This window comes from Pseudoalteromonas sp. PA2MD11 (genome assembly GCF_017808125.1).
GTDB classification, from domain to species: domain Bacteria; phylum Pseudomonadota; class Gammaproteobacteria; order Enterobacterales; family Alteromonadaceae; genus Pseudoalteromonas; species Pseudoalteromonas simplex.
In genome coordinates this window covers 156,927-176,926 of record NZ_JADKNF010000007.1, presented here as the reverse complement: position 1 = coordinate 176,926, position 20,000 = coordinate 156,927, and the positions used below count along the sequence as shown (strand labels likewise).

Annotated in this window: 18 protein-coding genes; 10 read left to right on the top strand and 8 right to left on the bottom strand. The window is 42.0% G+C overall.

What is annotated here, in order from left to right:
• Positions 1 to 224: 224 nt before the first annotated feature.
• Positions 225 to 752 carry a sugar O-acetyltransferase gene (locus ISP07_RS10290; protein WP_209327573.1) on the bottom strand — a complete coding sequence of 176 codons (528 nt, stop codon included), beginning with the start codon at positions 750 to 752 and terminating at the stop codon, positions 225 to 227.
• A 155-nt stretch (positions 753 to 907) separates the two neighbouring features.
• Between ISP07_RS10290 and ISP07_RS10285 the strand changes: the two genes are divergently transcribed.
• Positions 908 to 1,678 carry a DeoR/GlpR family DNA-binding transcription regulator gene (locus ISP07_RS10285; protein WP_054552250.1) on the top strand — a complete coding sequence of 257 codons (771 nt, stop codon included), beginning with the start codon at positions 908 to 910 and terminating at the stop codon, positions 1,676 to 1,678.
• 95 nt (positions 1,679 to 1,773) lie between these two features.
• A complete protein-coding gene (gene glmS, locus ISP07_RS10280) occupies positions 1,774 to 3,594 on the top strand; it encodes a glutamine--fructose-6-phosphate transaminase (isomerizing) (RefSeq protein WP_209327572.1) in 1,821 nt (606 codons plus the stop codon).
• 130 nt (positions 3,595 to 3,724) lie between these two features.
• Here the strand turns inward: glmS and ISP07_RS10275 are convergent, their stop codons facing one another.
• From ISP07_RS10275 to ISP07_RS10265, 3 genes are read right to left on the bottom strand one after another with little or no spacing between them, the layout of a single operon-like run.
• Positions 3,725 to 4,102 (bottom strand): ASCH domain-containing protein, encoded by a 378-nt coding sequence (locus ISP07_RS10275; RefSeq protein WP_209327571.1) that lies wholly within the window; start codon positions 4,100 to 4,102, stop codon positions 3,725 to 3,727.
• A complete protein-coding gene (locus ISP07_RS10270; RefSeq protein WP_209327570.1) occupies positions 4,080 to 5,135 on the bottom strand; it encodes a hypothetical protein in 1,056 nt (351 codons plus the stop codon). The genes ISP07_RS10275 and ISP07_RS10270 overlap by 23 nt, the downstream gene beginning before the upstream one ends.
• A 3-nt stretch (positions 5,136 to 5,138) precedes the next feature.
• On the bottom strand, positions 5,139 to 5,669 hold the full coding sequence (locus ISP07_RS10265) for an ATP-binding protein (RefSeq protein ID WP_209327569.1): 531 nt from the start codon (positions 5,667 to 5,669) through the stop codon (positions 5,139 to 5,141).
• An 805-nt stretch (positions 5,670 to 6,474) separates the two neighbouring features.
• Here ISP07_RS10265 and ISP07_RS10260 point away from each other — a divergent pair.
• From ISP07_RS10260 to ISP07_RS10240, 5 genes are all read left to right on the top strand, one after another.
• Positions 6,475 to 6,615, top strand: a complete 141-nt coding sequence (locus ISP07_RS10260) for a hypothetical protein (RefSeq protein WP_209327568.1) — start codon at positions 6,475 to 6,477, stop codon at positions 6,613 to 6,615.
• A 10-nt stretch (positions 6,616 to 6,625) separates the two neighbouring features.
• On the top strand, positions 6,626 to 6,763 hold the full coding sequence (locus tag ISP07_RS10255) for a hypothetical protein (RefSeq protein ID WP_209327580.1): 138 nt from the start codon (positions 6,626 to 6,628) through the stop codon (positions 6,761 to 6,763).
• Between the two features lie 52 nt (positions 6,764 to 6,815).
• Positions 6,816 to 7,514, top strand: a complete 699-nt coding sequence (locus ISP07_RS10250; RefSeq protein ID WP_209327567.1) for a helix-turn-helix domain-containing protein — start codon at positions 6,816 to 6,818, stop codon at positions 7,512 to 7,514.
• Positions 7,515 to 7,847: 333 nt separating this feature from the next.
• Entirely contained in the window at positions 7,848 to 9,434 is a 1,587-nt protein-coding gene (locus tag ISP07_RS10245; protein ID WP_209327566.1) for an N-acyl-D-amino-acid deacylase family protein, read from the top strand.
• A gap of 170 nt (positions 9,435 to 9,604) precedes the next feature.
• Positions 9,605 to 10,723: an alpha/beta hydrolase gene (locus ISP07_RS10240; protein ID WP_209327579.1), complete on the top strand. Its 1,119-nt coding sequence runs from the start codon at positions 9,605 to 9,607 to the stop codon at positions 10,721 to 10,723.
• Between the two features lie 19 nt (positions 10,724 to 10,742).
• Here ISP07_RS10240 and ISP07_RS10235 read toward each other — a convergent pair whose 3' ends face one another.
• The 4 genes from ISP07_RS10235 to ISP07_RS10220 form a co-directional block, all read right to left on the bottom strand.
• Positions 10,743 to 10,961, bottom strand: coding sequence for a hypothetical protein (locus ISP07_RS10235; RefSeq protein ID WP_138619583.1), 219 nt, complete (start codon positions 10,959 to 10,961; stop codon positions 10,743 to 10,745).
• Positions 10,962 to 11,200: 239 nt separating this feature from the next.
• Positions 11,201 to 14,416 (bottom strand): S41 family peptidase, encoded by a 3,216-nt coding sequence (locus tag ISP07_RS10230; protein ID WP_209327565.1) that lies wholly within the window; start codon positions 14,414 to 14,416, stop codon positions 11,201 to 11,203.
• A 157-nt stretch (positions 14,417 to 14,573) separates the two neighbouring features.
• Positions 14,574 to 15,947 (bottom strand): 5-methyltetrahydrofolate--homocysteine methyltransferase, encoded by a 1,374-nt coding sequence (locus ISP07_RS10225; protein ID WP_209327564.1) that lies wholly within the window; start codon positions 15,945 to 15,947, stop codon positions 14,574 to 14,576.
• Between the two features lie 28 nt (positions 15,948 to 15,975).
• Positions 15,976 to 18,405 carry a TonB-dependent receptor gene (locus ISP07_RS10220; RefSeq protein WP_209327563.1) on the bottom strand — a complete coding sequence of 810 codons (2,430 nt, stop codon included), beginning with the start codon at positions 18,403 to 18,405 and terminating at the stop codon, positions 15,976 to 15,978.
• 140 nt (positions 18,406 to 18,545) lie between these two features.
• Between ISP07_RS10220 and ISP07_RS10215 the strand changes: the two genes are divergently transcribed.
• From ISP07_RS10215 to ISP07_RS10205, 3 genes are read left to right on the top strand one after another with little or no spacing between them, the layout of a single operon-like run.
• A complete protein-coding gene (locus ISP07_RS10215; RefSeq protein ID WP_209327562.1) occupies positions 18,546 to 19,049 on the top strand; it encodes a ZrgA family zinc uptake protein in 504 nt (167 codons plus the stop codon).
• Positions 19,046 to 19,513 carry a Fur family transcriptional regulator gene (locus tag ISP07_RS10210; RefSeq protein ID WP_194442498.1) on the top strand — a complete coding sequence of 156 codons (468 nt, stop codon included), beginning with the start codon at positions 19,046 to 19,048 and terminating at the stop codon, positions 19,511 to 19,513. Before ISP07_RS10215 ends, ISP07_RS10210 begins: the two co-directional genes overlap by 4 nt.
• A 60-nt stretch (positions 19,514 to 19,573) precedes the next feature.
• Positions 19,574 to 19,972 (top strand): MerC domain-containing protein, encoded by a 399-nt coding sequence (locus tag ISP07_RS10205; RefSeq protein WP_209327578.1) that lies wholly within the window; start codon positions 19,574 to 19,576, stop codon positions 19,970 to 19,972.
• Positions 19,973 to 20,000: the final 28 nt, after the last annotated feature.

Here is a 20,000-nt window from a genome sequence, read left to right as displayed (position 1 = left end):
CTAAGGTCGTGCTCAAACTCTCTGACTTCTTGATGTATTAATTGGTAGCTAACCATTTAATACAGAGAGATACAAGGACGTGCTTTAGCGCGTTAATATGTATTCTTTGTTACCATAAATGACGACCTACGTAGGACGTGCTTTAGCGCGTAAATATAAATATGTATTTTGTGTCGCCATAAATGACAACCTACGTTAGGACGTGCTTTAGCGTAAATACAGGGTTAAAGGTCTTTGACCTTCACCGCGGGGTTACCTGCTACTAGGGTATTTGCCGCGACATCTTTGGTAACTATTGCCCCTGCGCCAATCACGGCATTATCAGCAACTTTAATACCCGCAAGTATAATCGCGCCTGCACCAATCCATACATTGTTGCCAATGCTAATCGGTGCTGCAAAGTTAGCTTTTGCTAAACGCTCGGTTGGGTTTACAGCATGCGATACCGCGAGTATTTGCACATTTGGGCCTATTAAGCAGTCATCGCCTATCGTAATTTGTGCATCAGATAATGGCGCATCGAGTACAGTACAGTTAATATTTATGAAGGTTCGATCACCTATTTTAATACCACTGCCATAATCACAATGAAAACCCGCTTCTATAACAACCTGCTCTCCACAGTGAGCAAACATGCCTTTTAGTCGTTTTAAATTGCCTTTACTTGGGCTTTTTGCAAATAAACGGCAAATTTCATGGGCATTTTTTCGTTGTTCGAGTAAGGACTTATCGAGGCTATTAAACTCTTTCATGGGGCATATTCATGGTTATATTTGCCAATAGCTTAGCGTGTTGGTGATGAAGATCAAAATTAAAGCTGTGTAGGTTAACGAGTATTCACTTGCCATTTATATTGTTTCGTTTAAAATTCCACAACTTTCGAAACGAAACTTATGTGATTCACTTTATGACAAAACGAAACACTCAACAACGTCGCCATACAATCTTAAGCCAAGTGAATGAACTTGGTGAAGTTGCTGTTGAAGCGTTAGCAGAGCAGTTTCAAACTTCTGAAGTGACGATACGTAAAGATCTGACAGCCCTTGAAAAAAGTGGCTTGTTGCTACGCCGTTATGGTGGTGCCATTGCATTGCCGCAAGAAATCGTTGCAAATAGCAACGAGAAAAGCGACTCGCTTCGCAAAATGGCAATCGCACAGGCGGCTGCAAAGCTTATTAAAGACCATAACCGCATCATCATTGATAGCGGTCGCACTACAGCGGCGATGATCCCTGAGCTTGCTAGTAAGCGCGGTTTAGTGGTGATGACAAATGCTATTAATGTCGCTAACCGGCTGCTTTCATTAGAAAATGAGCCAACACTTTTGATGACCGGCGGAACTTGGGATCCACATTCAGAATCGTTTCAGGGCCAAGTTGCGGAGAATGTTCTACGCTCTTACGACTTTGACCAACTGTTTATTGGTGCCGATGGCATTGATATTGATAGAGGCACTACAACCTTCAATGAATTAGTGGGGCTTAGCCAAGTGATGGCTGAAGCTGCCCGAGAGGTAGTGGTGCTGGTTGAGTCAGAAAAAATTGGCCGAAGAATACCGAATTTAGAACTGCCTTGGCAGCGTGTTACCACAGTTATCACAGACAACAACCTAAGCGCAGATAAGCGCGAGGCGATAACAGCATGTGGTGTACAGCTGATCTGTGCAGAAATTGAATAACCCGTAATAAGACCGACAACACCTTATTACGCATCATTTATGACAACACATACCGCCCAAAGTAGAACGCTTTGGCATGTGCAAAAGGAGAACCTATGTGTGGAATCGTTGGGGCTATTGCAGAACGCCCAGTAAATAAAATTCTTGTTGAAGGCCTTAAACGCCTTGAATACCGTGGCTATGACTCAGCTGGTGTGGCTTTACTTAAAGGTACTGAGCTTAACACTGTAAAAGCAGTGGGTAAGGTTGCTAACCTTGAAGCGGCACTTAACGATGCAGCAGTTAATGGTACTACTGGTATCGCGCATACGCGCTGGGCAACTCATGGTGGCGTAACTGAAGCGAATGCTCACCCACATGTTTCGAATAGCGAAATTGCCCTTGTTCATAACGGTATTATCGAAAATCATGCCAGCCTACGTGATGCGCTTAAAGGCGACGGTTATGAGTTTTTATCAGAAACAGATACTGAAGTCATGGTGCACCTTATTCACCAACTTCGCCAACAGCACGATACACTTTTAGCTGCTGTACAAGCTGCTGTTAAGCAGTTTGAAGGTGCATTTGGTACAGTTGTATTTGATAAAGCGAACGATAACGAAATCATCGTAGCGCGTTCAGGTAGCCCACTGGTGATTGGTTTAGGTCTTGGTGAGAACTTTATTGCCTCTGACCAACTTGCTCTATTACCTGTTACTCGCAGTTTTATTTACCTTGAAGAAGGTGATGTTGCTCGTATTACCCGTGACAGTGTTGAAATCTTTGATGCGAACGGTGATGCAGTTGAGCGCGAAGTGATTGAATCAAACATTACGCAAGATGCATCAGGTAAAGGCGAATATCGCCACTACATGCTGAAAGAAATTTACGAGCAGCCGCTTGCTGTACGTAACACCCTTGATGGCCGTTTAGTTAATGACACTGTCGCGATTGATGCCTTTGGCGACAGCGCTCAACAAATCTTTAAAGACGTAAAACACGTGCAAATTATTGCCTGTGGTACTTCATACCATTCAGGTATGGTTGCTCGTTACTGGCTTGAACAGTTTGCTGGCGTGAGCTGTAACGTTGAGATTGCCTCTGAGTTCCGTTACCGCGAATCATTTGTACATGAAAACAGCTTACTTGTGACCATTTCACAATCTGGTGAAACAGCTGATACGCTTGCTGCACTGCGTCTAGCAAAACAGCAAGGTTACATGGCGTCAATGACCATTTGTAACGTACCGGGTTCATCGTTAGTACGTGAATCAGATTTAGCCTTTATGACTAAAGCCGGTGCTGAAATTGGTGTTGCATCAACTAAAGCCTTCACCACACAACTTGTTGGCTTACTAATGCTAACGGCTTCGATTGCGCAAGAAAAAGGCTTAGAGCAAGGTGCGATTGTAAATGCAATTAAAACACTTCCTAACAAGTTAGAAGAAGCATTATTGCTTGCTGAGGGTATTGAAGATTTAGCTGAAGAATTCGCTGACAAGCACCACTCATTGTTTTTAGGTCGTGGTTCACAGTACCCAATCGCGATGGAAGGTGCGCTTAAGCTGAAAGAAATTTCATATATTCACGCCGAAGCATACGCAGCGGGTGAGCTTAAGCATGGTCCTCTTGCGTTGATTGATGCCGACATGCCAATCATTGTTGTGGCACCAAACAATGAACTACTAGAAAAGCTTAAATCAAACGTAGAAGAAGTACGTGCCCGTGGCGGTATTATCTATGTATTCGCAGACAAAGACTCAGCGTTTGAATCTGACGAAACAATGCGTGTAATCAACGTAAACCATGTGGATGACGTGATTGCTCCAGTTGTATATACAATTCCGCTACAGCTGCTTTCTTACTATGTCGCGGTTATTAAAGGCACCGACGTAGACCAACCTCGAAACCTAGCAAAATCGGTGACGGTTGAGTAAGTTAAAGCATCAAGAGCCGGTTGTGTAGATTCTGAATAAAGTTGGAAACATCTAAATAAAGATGGAAATTGACAAACAAGGATCTAAAGTGACAATTAAATAGGAGAACCGAGGTTCTCCTATTCAAAATCTAAACGGGTAAATATCTATATGATTGAGGAGCAGTAATATTATCACCTAGTTCACTTAAACATAATGGGCGATCATATCGCACAACATTACCTACTTTTATGGCTGTTCCTTTGTCTCTACCCAAATAGTATTCGTCGAAAAACTGCTTAGAGATACCCGCAGCTTTCTTCGTTCGGTTCCAAAGTAACTCTGGGTGTTCAGATATGATATCTTCAATATCAAATTCACCCACGACTTTACCAACAGGCATCGTTGAATAAACGACGACCGTTTTAATACCATCCCTCTTAAAACAATTCTTCCTGAATTCAAACTTTTTTGTGCCTTCAAGTATTTTATCTACAAATTCAGGCTTAATCGACAATAAGACTTTCATTTACGGCTCCCAACCTAGCAATGTGACTAAATTGCTGGTTTGTTAACTGCATAACACCCCAGTATTCACTTTCATCTAATCCAACTTCGTCTATTAGATCACCACGGGTAATACGTTTAGCAAGGGCTGCATTATAAGTGAATCGAATAATGTGACAGTATTTTTTTTCATTATATATACGGGCTAGCTCATCATTTCTGAAAATTGAATAAGGTGCACAGTATTCTATGAAGGCTGAGAGTGACTCAAACTCTTTGATATTCTTATATTCTTCGACTACGCCAATTGACGTAGCTACTGAACGAAATCGGGCTGGTCCTTTATTGTCACTAGTACGGTATAGAATTAAATTATCGCCAGTGCGAAATGAAGACACTCCTCCCATACCGCAAATGTATATTTTGTGAATACTGTTGCTATGTGAAACATCTTGAATAATGTCGTGAGTTTCATTGTTCAAAATTGAGTCAGGTAGCATTCTTGAGTGAAATTGAGGATATATGGATAATAAATACGAGTTTGCTTGGCTAAGCTTTACGAAGGGATATGTACTAAGCGTAGAACCTAGCTGATAACGCATTGATCTAGCCATGACAGTTTCAGTACCGTTTGGCGTATTTTTAGTTCCATGGGAGATAAACCCGTATTTGGCAAATAGATTTTTCAAATAATGATGTTTATCAAACACTGTTACATAAATACTATCAACGTCTAATGTTAGCGCATGATCGAAAATCTTTTTAATAAAACGCTCCCCACGTCGGGTACCATGTGAATTGAATTTGAAAGTACCAACTTTTAGGTGCTTGCCTGGTGGTAAGTGTGGGTAAATATCGGTAATAGGACCAACTTCTTCTTTCAAGTACATGAATCCGTCAATTGATGCACCGTCTACGAGTACATATGCAAACTCATTTTGTTCTGCCTTACGAGAAAACCAAGCAGGAAACTCAGTATAATCGGCTCGTAATGTGTCAAAAAAAGAGTCCATTAGATTAATTTGACTAAATGGTGCGTAGTGAAGGCTTTCCATAACTTACTCCAAGTGTGAGCTGATAAAGTGAGTCAACTCTAATATATCGTTATTAGTATCATGGACAAAAATAGGAATATTTAGTTTTCCGGCTATAGATTTTGCATTTGCTAATTCGTTGTCGCTTAAAGCTTTGTAGGCTGACTTGTCATGCTGAATGCCATCTCTTGCGGCAATTCTGTCTAAAACAACTTTAACATCACAAGTCAGAACACACATCGCAATCGGTGCTATAGATGCAAATGTTTCTTCTGGAACTAGCTGAACTTCTTTATTTACATCGAATAATGCAAAGTGTCCATCTAATATAAAACTGGGGGCATCCACAAACTCATCTAACGCAGTCACTAAAACATCTTGATTTTTCGCGACATTGGCAACGGATTTACTTTTGGTAAAAAGACCTGTTTTAGCTCTAGTTATAAGCTCACTAGCAGAAAAGTGAGGGACTTTTAACTCGCAAGCCAATTTATTACATAACGTGGATTTACCGACGCCATGAATACCACCAATGAATATTAATTTCCTTTTCATCGCTATCTTTCCTTAACTTTAACGAACTTATATAGAACAAGAATCCTGACAAATTGTCAATCTTGCCAATTATTTGTAATCATTATTTCTACAAAGTTAAATGCAGTCCTAAATACGCCACATATATACGCCTACTTTCCGCTTCAGCATAAAAATGTAGGCAGTAACTGTCAGGTAATTTTACATGACTCTTGTGATATACCTGCAGCCCATCACCTAACCAAAACATGCGTTCTTTCTTTTTTGACGTCATTATTTATACTGTCCTATTCACCATTAATATGAACAGCTAGATGTTGATGCATAAGTGATTGAACCAACCAATATTGATGTGCAAATTAATTATGGTTTCGTCAATGTTCCTCAAGTCAAAGAGGCATTGCACCCCGCACGGTATTTTGAGGGGTTGTATTTGCCTAAGGAAACAGCAAAGGGGCTTAGTACTCAATAGGTAATAGATAATCTGATGAACATTTTGACGACTTTTTGAGTGAGAAAGTGAGTTTTGATATAGGCTTCGCAAAGAGACTAGAACTCGTCACAGGTATGTCATTCAATTTTTGGTTACGCATTCAAAACAAATTTGATGACTCCCATAAAGGTGAATATTGATAATACAAAAAAGCATGTATAAAAGTACGTTCTTTTGTTGGCAGAGCATAAGTTTAAATCTGTCAAAACGATTATAAAGTAACAAAATCATCAAGTTTCACAATTTATCACTCAAGTATCACAACCTCATCACTTCTAATAGTTGTAGCCTGTTTTTACTATAACCATGACATAACAAAACAAGGAGAATGTCATGAGTAATAACAATCATAAAGCAAATCAAAAGAACCCTAACCCAAACACATCCGGAACTAATGATGCTTATCAAAAAGTGTTGGATAACCGTAGTAACCAACTAAATCCGAATAACCCTCGTTATAAAGGTAAAAAATAAGGAGCTAGCAATGCCAAATACTTCAGATATGTCACAAGAAGAACTGGACGTTTGGTCGGATATTAATAACCCGAACAATGATGCTGATATGGATGAATGGGCAGACTGTCATAATCCAAACAATGATGACTACATTGGGGATGACTGAATCAATTGGTTGGTAGATAATTAAATCTACCAACCAACCAAAAGGAGTTGCTTTGAAAATACAAGGTAATAAAAAATGTAGGGATACTAAACGACTTATAAAACTTGCCATTGAAAATGGCATGACCAACCAAGAAATAGCCGCTAAAGCAGGATTGAGCAAAAAGTCAGTAGCCCAAGTTAGTCGTTGGCGAAATGGGGAAGCTTTAGCCTTTGAACGCCAAATGAGATTTTTCATCAAAGAATTTGGTGATCAGTTGAGGCGGAAGTCTGAACACCTTTTATGTGTTGAAAAAGAAGGTAAGCATCAATTCATAAAACTCACTGGTGAACTTGTTTTAAAGCATACAGCAAGAGTGCCTGTTAGTATTGAGCGAAAACAAGTACATGTTGCAATTCATCGGTTCCTCATTTTCCAAAAAAGCACACATTTCTATGTTGTATCACAAACCAGAAAAGGGTTTGAACCTGGATATACCATAGGTCAACACCTTGGTAAAATGGCCCATTGTGATAATGAAGATGCGAATTGGCTCTCAAGTGGAATTTCCAAACTTCTTAACCAAGATGAAATAATAGATATCACTGATTCAATAGCTATTGAGCTTGCTGAGGGGCGACTTATTCCGAATCATAATTTTGAATTCTTGGGTCAAGAGTTGAGATATTGTTTGAGACGATACCTCATGAAGGAAGGATACGCTTTATCTGATGTGATTGACATATCAGGTAAAGAAGAGATAATCGAATAAACCCAAAACCAAACTGGAGTAATGCTCCGATAGGTTGGAACTACAACCAATTATTTAAGTTTCGCTTTGCGGTGCCACCACTGAGCATGACTTGGTGGTCGCATTACACTTAAAGGCGCTCTGAGATTTGCCATTGGCTAGGTGAAAAGTACGCTTAATAACCGAATCAATCCTGAGCTAATAGGGAATGGGGTGGGTAAAACCAAGCCACTTTTCACCAAGAAAGGTCGCTTGGTTTTTTTGTGTCTGTAATTTGCTTAATTACTGTTCACTGATGCAATTTGTATTGCAATTGATTAGGATGGTTAAACACTCAGGCTAAGGATAATAACAATGAAAAAGCGCAGTGTTTTAACCTCTATAGGATTGTCTGTATTAGTGCTCAGCTCGGGGATTACTTATGGGCAATCTTTTGATCTCATCATCAAAAACGCGATGTTGCTCGATGGTCATGGCGGCAAAGCGGTTCGCGCAGATGTCGGTATTGAAAGCGGCAAGATCACTAAAATTGGTGATATGGTGGCTGACAAAGCTCAACAAGTTATAGATGCCAAAGGCAAGGTTGTAACACCAGGCTTTATCGATTTACATTCCCATGCTGAGCGCTCAATTGCAGAGCTGCCGCGGCTCGATAACTTAGTGCAACAGGGTATTACCACTATTTTGGGCGGTAACTGTGGTTTTTCTCCTGTCGACTTTAAGCAATTTTTTGCGCAAACCGAGCGTTCACCTCTAGGGCCTAACTTAGCCTTATTAATTGGCCATAATGATGTTCGTAAAGCTGTAATGGGTGAAGAGCAGCGCCTTGCCACTGCTGATGAGTTAAAAGCAATGCAAGCACTGGTCGATAAAGCGATGCAGCAGGGGGCGTTTGGTTTATCGACTGGGCTAAAATATGTTCCAGGTGTGTACTCAAACTTTGCTGAAGTAAAGGTGCTTGCCGAAACCGCTCATGCTCAGCATGGGTTTTTTGCCTCTCATATGCGGGATGAAGGCGCAGAGATTGTCACGGCAATGAATGAAGTGCTCGATGTTGCAAAAGAGACCGGTATTCCTGTGCATATTTCTCATCATAAGCTGATTGGTCATCCAAATTGGGGCGAGAGTAAGCACACTATTCAGATGATCCGTGATGCTAGTAAAGCGGGTTTAGATGTCACCCTCGATCAGTATCCTTACACGGCTTCTTCTACGCGATTTGCTATATTGTTTCCTGCATGGTCATTGGCTGGTGGTCAAGCTGAAGTTGAAAAGCGTCTACAAAATCCAGAGTTAAGGCAAAAAATAAAACAAGGCTTGATCAAAAATATCCGTGAAGACAGAGGCGGTGGTGACCCCGCAAGGCTGCAAATAGCGCATTATGCGGCAAACCCTGCATGGGATGGGTTAACCTTTGCTGAAGTTTTAAAACGTGAAGGGCGAGCGCAAAGTATTGATGAAGCCGCTGAACTTGCCATGGAAATTCAAGCAAATGGCGGTGCTCAGGGGATCTTCCACGCTATTAATGAAGATGATGTTAAGTACATCATGGCTTACCCAATTACTGCAATCGCCACCGATGCAGGCGGTTCAGAACTTGGTAAAGGCAACCCACATCCACGCGGTTACGGCACTTTCCCCAGAGTACTAGGTCATTATGTGCCTGAGCAGGGAGTGATTTCGTTACCAGATGCAATACGTAAAATGACCAGTCTACCCGCAGCAAGAATGGGCCTAACTGACCGAGGAGTGATAGCACAAGGCTATGCTGCTGATATTGTCATACTTGACGCAGCTACGGTTGCTGATAAATCAACGTTTAGCGCACCACATCAGTACGCAGAAGGAATTGAATACGTCATTATTAATGGCCAAGTCATTAAATCACCGGATGGCATGACGGGTAAAAGCGCCGGGCAAATATTACGTCATACGCTTTAGTTAAAAGAATGACTTACATGTACTTTTTTACGAAAAAAGTACATAAGTTATCTTTGTTTGTACCTGCAATTCTGTTAGCTTAAAAAATTACCAATATTTCTTAAGGATAAGTCGTGCGACTATTTAAGTTACTCTGTATTAGTGGTTTTTTACTCTGTACTAGTCATGTAATGGCTCAACCAGCTGCAGATGATGCGGTTACACATTACAGCCAACATACGCATACTATCGAATCAAGTAATCTTAGTGAGCAACGCACTGTCGTTGTGCAATTGCCAAAAAGCTATCAAACACATCCAAACAAAAGGTATCCCGTTATTTATCGTTTAGATGGGGCCGGTAATTTACCATTGATTAATGCTGTGCTTGAACGCTTACAACAAAATGATCAAGCGCCAGAGGTGATTGTAGTTGCGATTGAAAGCACTAATCGACTTCGGGATTTTTATCCGACAGTGAACAAAGAGCCACAAGGGCCTGTTGGCGAAGGCGGTGGTGCAGCAAAGTTTTTAGCTTTCGTAGAGCAAGAACTGATGCCTTTGGTTAATAAACAGTATCGTACTCATGATTATAGAGTTATTGCCGGAGCCTCAGCTGCGGGTGTATTTGCTCTTTACGCTATGCAGGCTGAGCCTGAGTTATTTCAAGCGCACATTGCTTATAGCCCTGCGGTATGGTGGAACTATGGCGCTCCGGCTAAGAGTCAAAATACTTTTGTTACTAAAGCCAAAAGTATTAACAGCTATGTATATATGAATATCGGCGAAGAAGCCGGCATTATGCGCGAAAGATACGATGATATGCAGCAAACAATGCAAAATAGTAAGGTGCAAAATCTGCGCTTTAAGAGCGATGCCTTTGCAGGCGTTTCGCATAACCTAACCTCAGCCGCTGGGGCATTTAATGCGTACCATGGCTTATTTTTATCTAAACATATGCCTTTGAGTGCATTGGGCGATGATGTTTCATCAATTGATGCCTATTATCAACGTTTATCTCAGCAATGGGGTGAGCAAATAGCGCCACCAGACCGCGCTGTTCGGATGCTGGGTTACAGCTTAACGGATAACCAGCAATTTGAGCGGGCTATTGAGGTGTTTAAGTACAATATCAAAAACTACCCTAAATCAGCGTATGCACTGTCAGCTTTGTCATATGGCTATGAAATGCAAGGTAATGTTCGCCAAGCATTAGTTCAAATTGAGGCTGCAATCGCTGTTGCCGATGACTCTTATCCCTACCCAGATTACTTAAAAGAGACAAAAACGAGGTTACAAGGGCAGCTATAATTAAGCTGCCTTAAACAAATCAATGGTCTTGGTGATAATAGCTTAGGGTTTGTAGGGCAAGCGCAAATACATCTGCGCTGTTATCACCATTAACGTTTTTAACCACAGTCACCGCGACAGTAATGCCCGGCACAGTTTTCGCACTCACCGCAGATTGAAAGGCGGCATCAATCGCTTTTGGTAGTTCAGCTGCGCTGCTAACATGAGCTGTATCCTTTTTGAGTAACCTTGCAGTCACTCTTGTTATTATTTTTAAGGCATTTTTGATTGCTCAAATTTTCTCTAGATGACAACCCATAGGCGCTTAATTGCACATTTTTCACGTTGTGTTAGTTTGGATAAATATTAAACTGCACCAAAAATTTAGAACAAGTAATGTGTGTTAGTTTGTATATACAAGTTTAAATATTAGACATTTAGTAAAAATAAACCCCGCATTGCAGCGGGGTTTTTTGCTTTTTAACAACCAGTTAAGAATTAAAAGTCAGTCGGTGCTGGTGGCACGGTGAGTGGCTTTTTCGGGTTGTCTTTTAGCTCTTTTAATAGCTCTTCTACGGCACGTTCAATCGATGGATCTTTACCTTGGTAGATTAACTCTGGGCGGTCAACAACCTTGATATCTGGAGTGACACCTTCGTTTTCGATGATCCAGTTGCCATCGTTATCTAAAATGCGGAATGTTGCCGCGATAACTTGGCCGCCATCTACTAGGCTTGGGTTACCTGAAATACCAATTAATCCACCCCAAGTACGGGTACCAATAAGCTTACCTAACCCCGCTTGGCGGAAGTAGTAAGGAATAGCATCACCGCCAGAACTTGAGTAACCATTGATCAGCATGGCTTTTGGACCATCATGAGCAAATTGTGGTGTTTTCGTTGGCTCAACACCGCGGCGCTTCCAGTAGTTAAGCGGTTTACGAGCAAGCCAAGTGATCATGTGCTCAGGAATAAAGCCACCGCCATTGTATCGGTCATCAATAATCATGGCGTCTTTGGTGGTTTGCGGCATGTAGTTTTTGAACATGGCGCGGTTACCTTCGTAGGCTGTATTTGGTAAGTGAACATAACCAATACGGCCATTTGATAGTTTATCAACGTAGGCTGCACGAGAGTTAACCCAGTCTAAATAACGCAAACCTTGCTCGCTGGCGACAGGCTTAACGGTTACTTGCCATGCACCTTTGCTGCGCGGTTTACTGTTAAGGACTAGCTCAACTTGCTCACCTTGAGTGTTCTCTAGTAATTCGTAGAAGTTAGCGACGTCTTTTACTGAGCGGCCATTTACAGCAATGATGTAGTCGCCGTTATGTGCTTTTACCCCTGTTGTGCCAAGTGGTGAGCGGAAGTCTTCATGCCAGTTTTCACCTTGGAAGATCTGCTCAATTTTTACGTATCCAGATGGATCGCTGGCAAGTTTTGCACCCAATAATCCGTGCTTTTTACGCTCTGCTTTTGGCATATCACCCGACTGCACATAAATGTGGCCTGCGTTAATTTCACCTGCGATTTCACTGAGAATGTAATCTAGGTCACTACGGTGTGAGATAGCATCAGCCATAGGTTGATACTTGGCTAAAATAGCGTCCCAATCTTGGCCGTGATGGTTTTCATCGTAGAACCAATCACGCAATGTACGCCAGCCTTCAACATACATTTGCTGCCATTCAATTTGTGGCTCAATTTTTAAGGTCATGTTACTAAGATCTAGCTTATTCGCTGCTAGGTCTTGTTTTGCTTTAGGCTCAATTAAGCTGTAATCGTTACCCGCATGTACTAACAGGTGTTCACCGTTGCTTGAAATAGTATAACTACGAACCCCTTTAGCAACGGTTTCAAGCTCGCTGTCATGAGCTGTGCCTATCAATTGTAGGTCACCATTAGCCAGTGTTAGCACGCCACCTTTTACTGCCGTTAAACCACGATAATCTCCAGCTGGCGCATTTAAAGCGGTAACGCGCTGCATAAAGTCGCTGCTTTGCAGGGTATTTTTCGCTTTCTTGTCGTCATCTTTTTGTTTATCGCTGACGATCGCTGTTTCGTCACTTTGTAGTGCAATAAGTGGTTTGATGCTTTCATTTACGGCTGCGGCATAAATACGCGTTGCACGATTAAACATGTAGTCGAACTCGTAGCTGCTGAAGGCTAAGTTAAAGTCGCGCTCAGAACTAAAATACAGGTATTGACCATCAGGAGAGAAAGTTGGGTTTTGCTCATTGGTCATTTCATCCGTTAAGCGAGTCACTTTCTTTTTATCAACATTGTAGTGCCACAGTGAGGCATAGCGGTTTTCATTGTTTTTCACAAACACAATGTCTTCGCTATTTGGCGACCAAGTATATTGGCGAATGCCTTCTTCATCGTAGATGCTGGTATCAATTTTGTGTTGTTTTCCTGACTTTGCATCTATCCACCAGAGTGTGTGGTTTTTATCTGCAAATAACAGTTTAGAGCTATCTGGTGACCAAATTGGCGTAAAACGCCAAATAGTGCCGTTGCTGGTTAGCTGCTTGGTGGCATTATTTTTACTGCGATCTTTTAAGTAAATTTCGTATTCGCCACTTTCATCGCTCATATAAGCAATATAACGGCCATTTGGCGACCAACTTGCGTCAATTTCGCGGCCTTTTGCTGTGTAAGATAAGTTACGTGTTGGGCCTTGTTTAACCGGTACGCTAAATAGCTCACCGCGGGCAGTAAAGAGTGCACGCTTACCATCATGAGAAATCGACATTGAGTCGATAAAGTCACTCACATTTTTTGTGTACGGCATTGCGTATTGACGCACACCAGCAATGTTAATGCTCAGCTTGCTGCTTTTTTGAGTTTTTGGGTCAAAGCGATAAAGGTAACCACCGTTTTCATAAACAACAGCATTTGGGCCAGCTGATGGCCACAGTACGTCAAAGTCTTTATGGTTGGTCAGCTTCTTAGGCTCAGCGCCTTTTTGGTATTGATACAGGTTAAGGGTGTAATCACGGTCAGATACAAAGTAAATGTTGTCGCCAACCCAAGTTGGTTGCTGATCGGTAGCGCGGTTACTGGTTAGCTGCTCTGAGGTATTGTTTTTTAGATCGTAAACCCAGACATCTTGTGCACGACCGCCACGGGTGCGCTTCCAAGTACGAAATTCACGGTCAATTGGCGTGTAAACATATTTACTACCATCTGGCGAAAGCATGCCGCCACCGGTTTCTGGAATAGCCAGAGGTTGCTCAAGGCCACCGTCAGCAGGCACCATGTATGGACGACCCATACGTTTACCCCACGGTGTGCGGTTAGCACGAAATACCACATTTTTGCCATCAGGTGTCCAATCGAGAACACGATAATCAAAACCGCCGCGTGGTGGCATTGGGCCAACATCGTTGTAGTAGGTCAGTTGTTTTAAGCCAGAACCATCGCTGTTAATGACATAAATTTGGCGGCTGCCATTGTACTCGGCTGCAAAGGCAATGCGTTTACCGTCAGGTGAAAACTTAGGGAAGGTTTCAAAGCCAATATGGTCGGTTAAGCGTTTGCTCTCGCCAGTTTGCGTATTAGCAATGTAAATATCGCCACCGTACACAAAGGTAACGTTTTGGTTATGAATATCTGGAAAGCGCAGTAAGCGCGTGTCTTTAGTTTCGTAAGCTGATGCCCAAGGTGCCAGTGTCGCAGCCATGGCCAGTGCCAACGTTGTTAGTTTTTTCATGGGATTACATCCTATTTTGGGAACTGTTACATCATAACAATTCAGTTTTAAATAGCGATGCAGTTGCGATGAAAGTCTGTTACAAAATATGAATAAAAAAAGGTTGGCACTAAATGCCAACCTTTGCGAGCTATGTCATACCATAAAACATAACTTCTTAGTGGTCGTGATCGTCACTTTCTTCTGCAATACCTAACCAAGTGATAGCGCTTGGTGCAAAAGTCAGTTCAAGATCACCTTCAATTTCAAGATCTTCGATATGTACTTTTAGTACGTGCTGAGCGATAGGGTCAGCAACGTAAGCAAACTCACTATTTTGTGACACAGTCATGCTGAAGTTCATGCCTTCTGGCATTGTTGTTACGTCTTCTTCAGTGATATCTACTTTTCCGGCAAGTTCCCAGTGCATGTGGCCGTCGTGCTCATGGGCTTCAAGCACGTTTAAAAAGCCTAAGCTATCAAGTACTAAAAAGTGCTCTCCGCTTGCTGAGAATGAGTAAGATACAGCACTTGCGCCTTCATCAAGTTGCCACTCAAGTACTTCCATTTCAGCTTCGCTTGGATTGATACTTACAAATACACCCGATGCAATTGCAATAAAGCTTTCGCTACCTTCATGGCCATATAATGTGCCAATACGTGTATCACCTAGCGCATCTATATTGGCGATTTTTTCTGCATGGTATTCATCGTCATGCTGGTGGGCTATTAGTACACCGTCACCACAACCAAATGCTACATAATCATGGTTTTGCGCTGCACCGTGTAAGTCAGGACAGGTAACTTCAAATGTTTGTTCAAGCTCATATTCACCGTCATGAAGGTGGAAAACACCCACTTGATCTGGCAGGATTTTAGCGTTTGAAGTGCTTTCGCTATCAGCACGACGCAATGTTGCAACTAGGTGCTCGCCACGAGGCTCTGCAACACCGTGCATATTGATGTCGTACTGAATACCTGCAAGCGTCTCTTTTTCGTTTGTAATATCGTTATCAGTTAACACTTCTACTGAGGCTACTGTACCTGCGTCGGCATTACCATCGTAAAACACGGCCATTTGGCCATCATGTTTAACTATGTGAGTAGGGCGGCTGCCAGTTGTTAGCTCGTAGTCACTAAATGCTGGACCTTGTTTATAGTCATGTAAATGCTCGCCATGATCTTCACGCCATAAACCGCCATCAATAAAACCTAAGTAATCTTGGTTACGGTTAGCAATAACCGCATAACGGTAGCTTGGTGAAACATTTAGTGAGCTTGATTCATGAGTAAGCGAAAACGTTTCTAGTAACGAGTCGTCATCTAAATCAAAGATATTCGCTTCGTTGCTATCTGCTGCTAAAACCGCTAAACGACCCATTGAGTCAATGGTATAGCCATCGTCATGATCGTGATCATGGTCATCACCACCGTCGTCTGGAACCTCAATAGGATCTTTCTCAACAATATTTGTTTCTGCATCACCACATGCGGTGATCAGGGTGCTACTAATTGCCAGTGCCAATAGTTTTAATCTAAATAAGTGTGTCATGTAGGTTTCCTTTATTTGTAATTTTGTTTTAGAAGTAGCCGCGAACACCAAGCGCAAAACTGCGCCCAGGACGTGGTGCAATATCTTTTAAAAATGAGCTATGAACGCGGGCTTCTGTGTCCGTTAAGTTAGTGCCTTTTAGGTAAAGTGAGACGTCTTGGTTCAATACCGATAAGTCATAAGAAATACTGGCATCAACAAGGGTGTAGCCGTCTGTTGTGGTTTCTTGTTGTGCTATGCGGTCTTGCTCTTGGTAGCGCGTAACGTGAATATTTGCCGTTAGGTTTTCGGTTTGATAGCTAAACTCAGTACCAAAACGCAGTGGTGGAGTACGCGGTAAATCTCCGCCGTCTTTTAGGCGAGCGCGTACATAATCTGAGAATAAGTCGACTTTAAATTCGTCGGTTAGCTGCCAAGCAACTTGCGCTTCAAAACCATGTAAAACCACGTCATCTGTTTTAAATAAATAAACAGGTAGCTCAGATGAATGATCGTGCTCATCTTCGTGAGCATGTTCATCGCCATGGTCGTGATCATGGCCACTTTCTGCGTATAGGCCTGTGTTGACCTGGTAATAATAGTTATCTACTTGGTTGTAAAAGGCATTGAAGATAAAGCCAATATCACCTTCGGTTTTACGGAATGTCAGGTCGATATTATTTGCTGTTTCTAAGTCGATAGCCTCTTCTGATAGCTCAAAATGACCATCATGAGTATCGAATAGCGCACCAACTTCATAAGTTGCAGTACCAATGTGTGGGCCGAAAGATAACAGCTCAGAAGCAGATGGAGCACGTTCAGAACGCGATACCGATAAACCTAGGTTATAACCCGGTGTAAAATCCCATACCACACCTGTTGATAAACTGACCGGTGTAAACTCTTGGGCGACATCAAATACACGTGTGTAGTTTGATTCTTCGTGTCCATGATCATGACCGTGGTCGTGCTCATCACCGTCTTCATCATGTGCATGGGCGCCAATGTCTGGTAAAAGCACATTGTTAGCATCAATAGTAACTCGCTCAACACGGCCACCTAATTGCACTAAAAAATCGCCAAAATGCTTTTCTTCCATAATTGCAAAAGCAATACTTTCAGTAACAGACGGAGGGGTGAAGGCTTCAGAGCCTTGTGCTTCTACATCACTTTTTTTGTAATGAAAGCTAACGCCACCATTCCACTCATCAAATTGGCTATGCAGAATGTCAATGCGCAGCTCATTGGTTTCGTTTTTGAAAGTTGTGCCTACAGCACCGTGCTCGATTTCAGCGTGTTCGTAGTCAGTGTGGCCCGCACGTAAATTAATTTTGCTTAGCCATTCACTGTCGATATTGTATTCACCAAGCAGCTGAACTTTGGTTTGTTCAAGATCAGCAAAAACGGCTTCTTCTTCGCTGTGCTCCTCTTCATGGTCATGTCCTTCATGCTCTTCTTCTTCACCATGAGTATGGCCAGGAATACCGTATTGGCGGTTAAATTGCTCAACCGCAACACCAAGGTAACCTTGCTCAAATAAGTAGCTAGTACCAACAGTAAAGCCATCTGAGTCTTCATTACTGTTTTCTACTATGTACTTTGAGCTGTGCTCTGTGTCGTCAATATCGGCGGCAACAGGTACTTCGTAATCGTCTGATTCACGCCAGAATGCATCAGCATAAAAGGCAAATGACTCTGTCCCTGTGGTGGCATTAAACGAAGCAACTTTTTGCTCATCTACAGAGTTATGTTCTAGGTTCCATTCACCACGTGTTGTGCTGTCTGTTGGTACGCGACTATCAACTACGTTGACGACACCGCCAATTGCACCGCTGCCATAAAAAAGAGTTGCTGGGCCACGTAATACTTCAATTTGCTGCGCTGTTGATGCTTCCGATGCCACTGAGTGATCAGGGCCAACACGTGACACATCACTTACATCTAAGCCATTTTGCGTAATTAAAACACGTGGGCCGCTCAAACCACGGATCACAGGCGTACTGGCAACCTTGGCATGAAAGTTTGTATTAACGCCCGGCAGCTTTTCGAGGCTATCGCCAAGCGTTGATGCTTGTTGGCGTCTTAATTGTTCGCCAGATAACACACTAACAGGTGAGGCAGATTCCATTGCCGACATATGAATCGGCGTTGCTTCAACATCAATCACTTCAATCGGTGAGCGCTTTAGATTAAAGGTTGCGCTGTGGTCTTGGTTATTGGCAAGTGTGATATCTCGATGTAAGTGAGCATAACCTGGCGCTGAAATATGTAGCTCTTTTAAGCCGTTATTTAAGCCGCTGATTTCAAACTCACCTTTGTCGTTAGTTGTTACTTTTTGATCAGAGCCTTCAAGGTCAACTGTGGCATTTGCAACCGCTTTACCTTGGTTATTTAACACAACGCCTTTGATTGATTGCGCCAAGACACTGGCTGGTAATAACGTCGCTATGACGACAGCTATTTTTGATATGTTATTCATTAGTTACCACTCTTTTAGTACGTTATAATGTATCAATTGTGCTTTAATTGTTATAATGTATCAAGTGTGAATCGATGAATGAGTTTTATTCTTTTTTGTAACAGCATATTTATAGTGAGGTAAATGGAGTGGTTCGGGTTATGAAAGCAGCAAAGTTGGCAGTGATATGCTTTATGGTTGGATGTATTTTTTCAGCTCAAGGGCATCAACACCATCATCATTCACATGGTGAGGGAGTGCTTTTTGTGGTTCATGATCAAGATAAATGGCAGGTTAAGTTCATTTTACCGGCTGGAGATATTTTTGGCTTTGAACATCAACCCGAAACAGCTGAACAAAAGCAGGTCATTAAAAAAACATTAGCCAAATTACAAAATTCACAGCAGCTAGTGACATTTAACGGCGAATGTAAGCTTATTCATGCTAAATTTGAAAACCCATTTGAGCATCACACTCATCATTCACATCAAGACCTTGAAGTTGAATACTCGTTTAGCTGCGATAAGCCCGTTTCTAAAGTCACTGTGACTTTATTTGCATGGACTGAAGCCATATCTGTTATCGAAGCGCAGTGGATCACAGAGCAAGCGCAAGGGATAGCAAAGCTGACAGCAACAAAGCCTTATATTGAGTGGCCGCTATGAATAAACAGCGATTAACCAGCACACTTAATAAAGCAAAGCAGGTTTGCCTTGAGCATGGCAGAAAATTCACCATTCAGCGCAAGCAGATACTGCAAATATTACTAACCACAGACGTGCCGCTATCAGCATACGAGTTGGCCAGTTGCTACAAGCTGCGCACAAGCTCTAGTGTATCTGTTATGTCTGTTTATCGAATCTTGAGCTTTTTGGAGTCGATAAACCTTGTTCGCAGGCTTAATAGTGCTAACAAATATATTGCTTACGGTACCGACAGTGAGGTTTTTAAGCGTGAGATTTCTTTGTTTTTGATTTGCCGTCATTGCCAAAAAGTGGAGACTTTAGCGGTTTCACAAAGTGATGTTGCAAAGCTTTTCCCTCACTTTGCTGATGTGGGCTTTACCTCACAAACAAAGCAATTTGAAATGATGGGAGTATGTAGTGAGTGCCAAGCTAAACTTGCTTGATGCACTTTTTATAATTCATGTGTTCTATTTTTTAGGAATTTTTCAGTGAAATTACAATTAATGATGGATAAGTTTGCCATAGGGTTATCAGCTATGTGTGCGATTCACTGCTTAGCTGTGCCAGTATTATTAGTTTTATTACCAAGTGCCGCTGCACTGGGTTTAGGTAACGAGCAATTTCATTTTTGGATGTTGGCAGCAGTGTTGCCAAGTAGCTTATTAGCGCTATTTTTAGGCTGTAAAAAACATAAACGATATCAATTATTAATACTGGGGATTGTGGGTCTTGCTCTATTATTGTCGGCTGTAGTATTAGGCGAAAATATCATTGGTGAAGCTGGTGAGAAAGTGCTGACCTTATTAGGGTCGTTATTTGTAATTGCAGGGCATTGGCTTAACTTTCGCTTATGTAATACAAAAATAGATGAACACTGCCCTTGTCCTAGCGAACAGCGATAGGTTGCAGAATAAAATTGAGTAATGAGTG

Bases quoted from the DNA above. Each gene is read 5' to 3' on its own strand.
- ISP07_RS10240 (WP_209327579.1), top strand. From the start codon at position 9,605: ATGGCTCAACCAGCTGCAGATGATGCGGTTACACATTACAGCCAACAT.
- ISP07_RS10270 (WP_209327570.1), bottom strand. From the start codon at position 5,135: ATGGAAAGCCTTCACTACGCACCATTTAGTCAAATTAATCTAATGGAC.
- ISP07_RS10290 (WP_209327573.1), bottom strand. From the start codon at position 752: ATGAAAGAGTTTAATAGCCTCGATAAGTCCTTACTCGAACAACGAAAA.
- ISP07_RS10245 (WP_209327566.1), top strand. From the start codon at position 7,848: ATGAAAAAGCGCAGTGTTTTAACCTCTATAGGATTGTCTGTATTAGTG.
- ISP07_RS10215 (WP_209327562.1), top strand. From the start codon at position 18,546: ATGAAAGCAGCAAAGTTGGCAGTGATATGCTTTATGGTTGGATGTATT.
- ISP07_RS10205 (WP_209327578.1), top strand. From the start codon at position 19,574: ATGATGGATAAGTTTGCCATAGGGTTATCAGCTATGTGTGCGATTCAC.
- ISP07_RS10220 (WP_209327563.1), bottom strand. From the start codon at position 18,405: ATGAATAACATATCAAAAATAGCTGTCGTCATAGCGACGTTATTACCA.
- ISP07_RS10275 (WP_209327571.1), bottom strand. From the start codon at position 4,102: ATGAAAGTCTTATTGTCGATTAAGCCTGAATTTGTAGATAAAATACTT.
- ISP07_RS10225 (WP_209327564.1), bottom strand. From the start codon at position 15,947: ATGACACACTTATTTAGATTAAAACTATTGGCACTGGCAATTAGTAGC.
- ISP07_RS10230 (WP_209327565.1), bottom strand. From the start codon at position 14,416: ATGAAAAAACTAACAACGTTGGCACTGGCCATGGCTGCGACACTGGCA.
- ISP07_RS10255 (WP_209327580.1), top strand. From the start codon at position 6,626: ATGCCAAATACTTCAGATATGTCACAAGAAGAACTGGACGTTTGGTCG.
- ISP07_RS10285 (WP_054552250.1), top strand. From the start codon at position 908: ATGACAAAACGAAACACTCAACAACGTCGCCATACAATCTTAAGCCAA.
- glmS (WP_209327572.1), top strand. From the start codon at position 1,774: ATGTGTGGAATCGTTGGGGCTATTGCAGAACGCCCAGTAAATAAAATT.
- ISP07_RS10265 (WP_209327569.1), bottom strand. From the start codon at position 5,669: ATGAAAAGGAAATTAATATTCATTGGTGGTATTCATGGCGTCGGTAAA.
- ISP07_RS10210 (WP_194442498.1), top strand. From the start codon at position 19,046: ATGAATAAACAGCGATTAACCAGCACACTTAATAAAGCAAAGCAGGTT.
- ISP07_RS10260 (WP_209327568.1), top strand. From the start codon at position 6,475: ATGAGTAATAACAATCATAAAGCAAATCAAAAGAACCCTAACCCAAAC.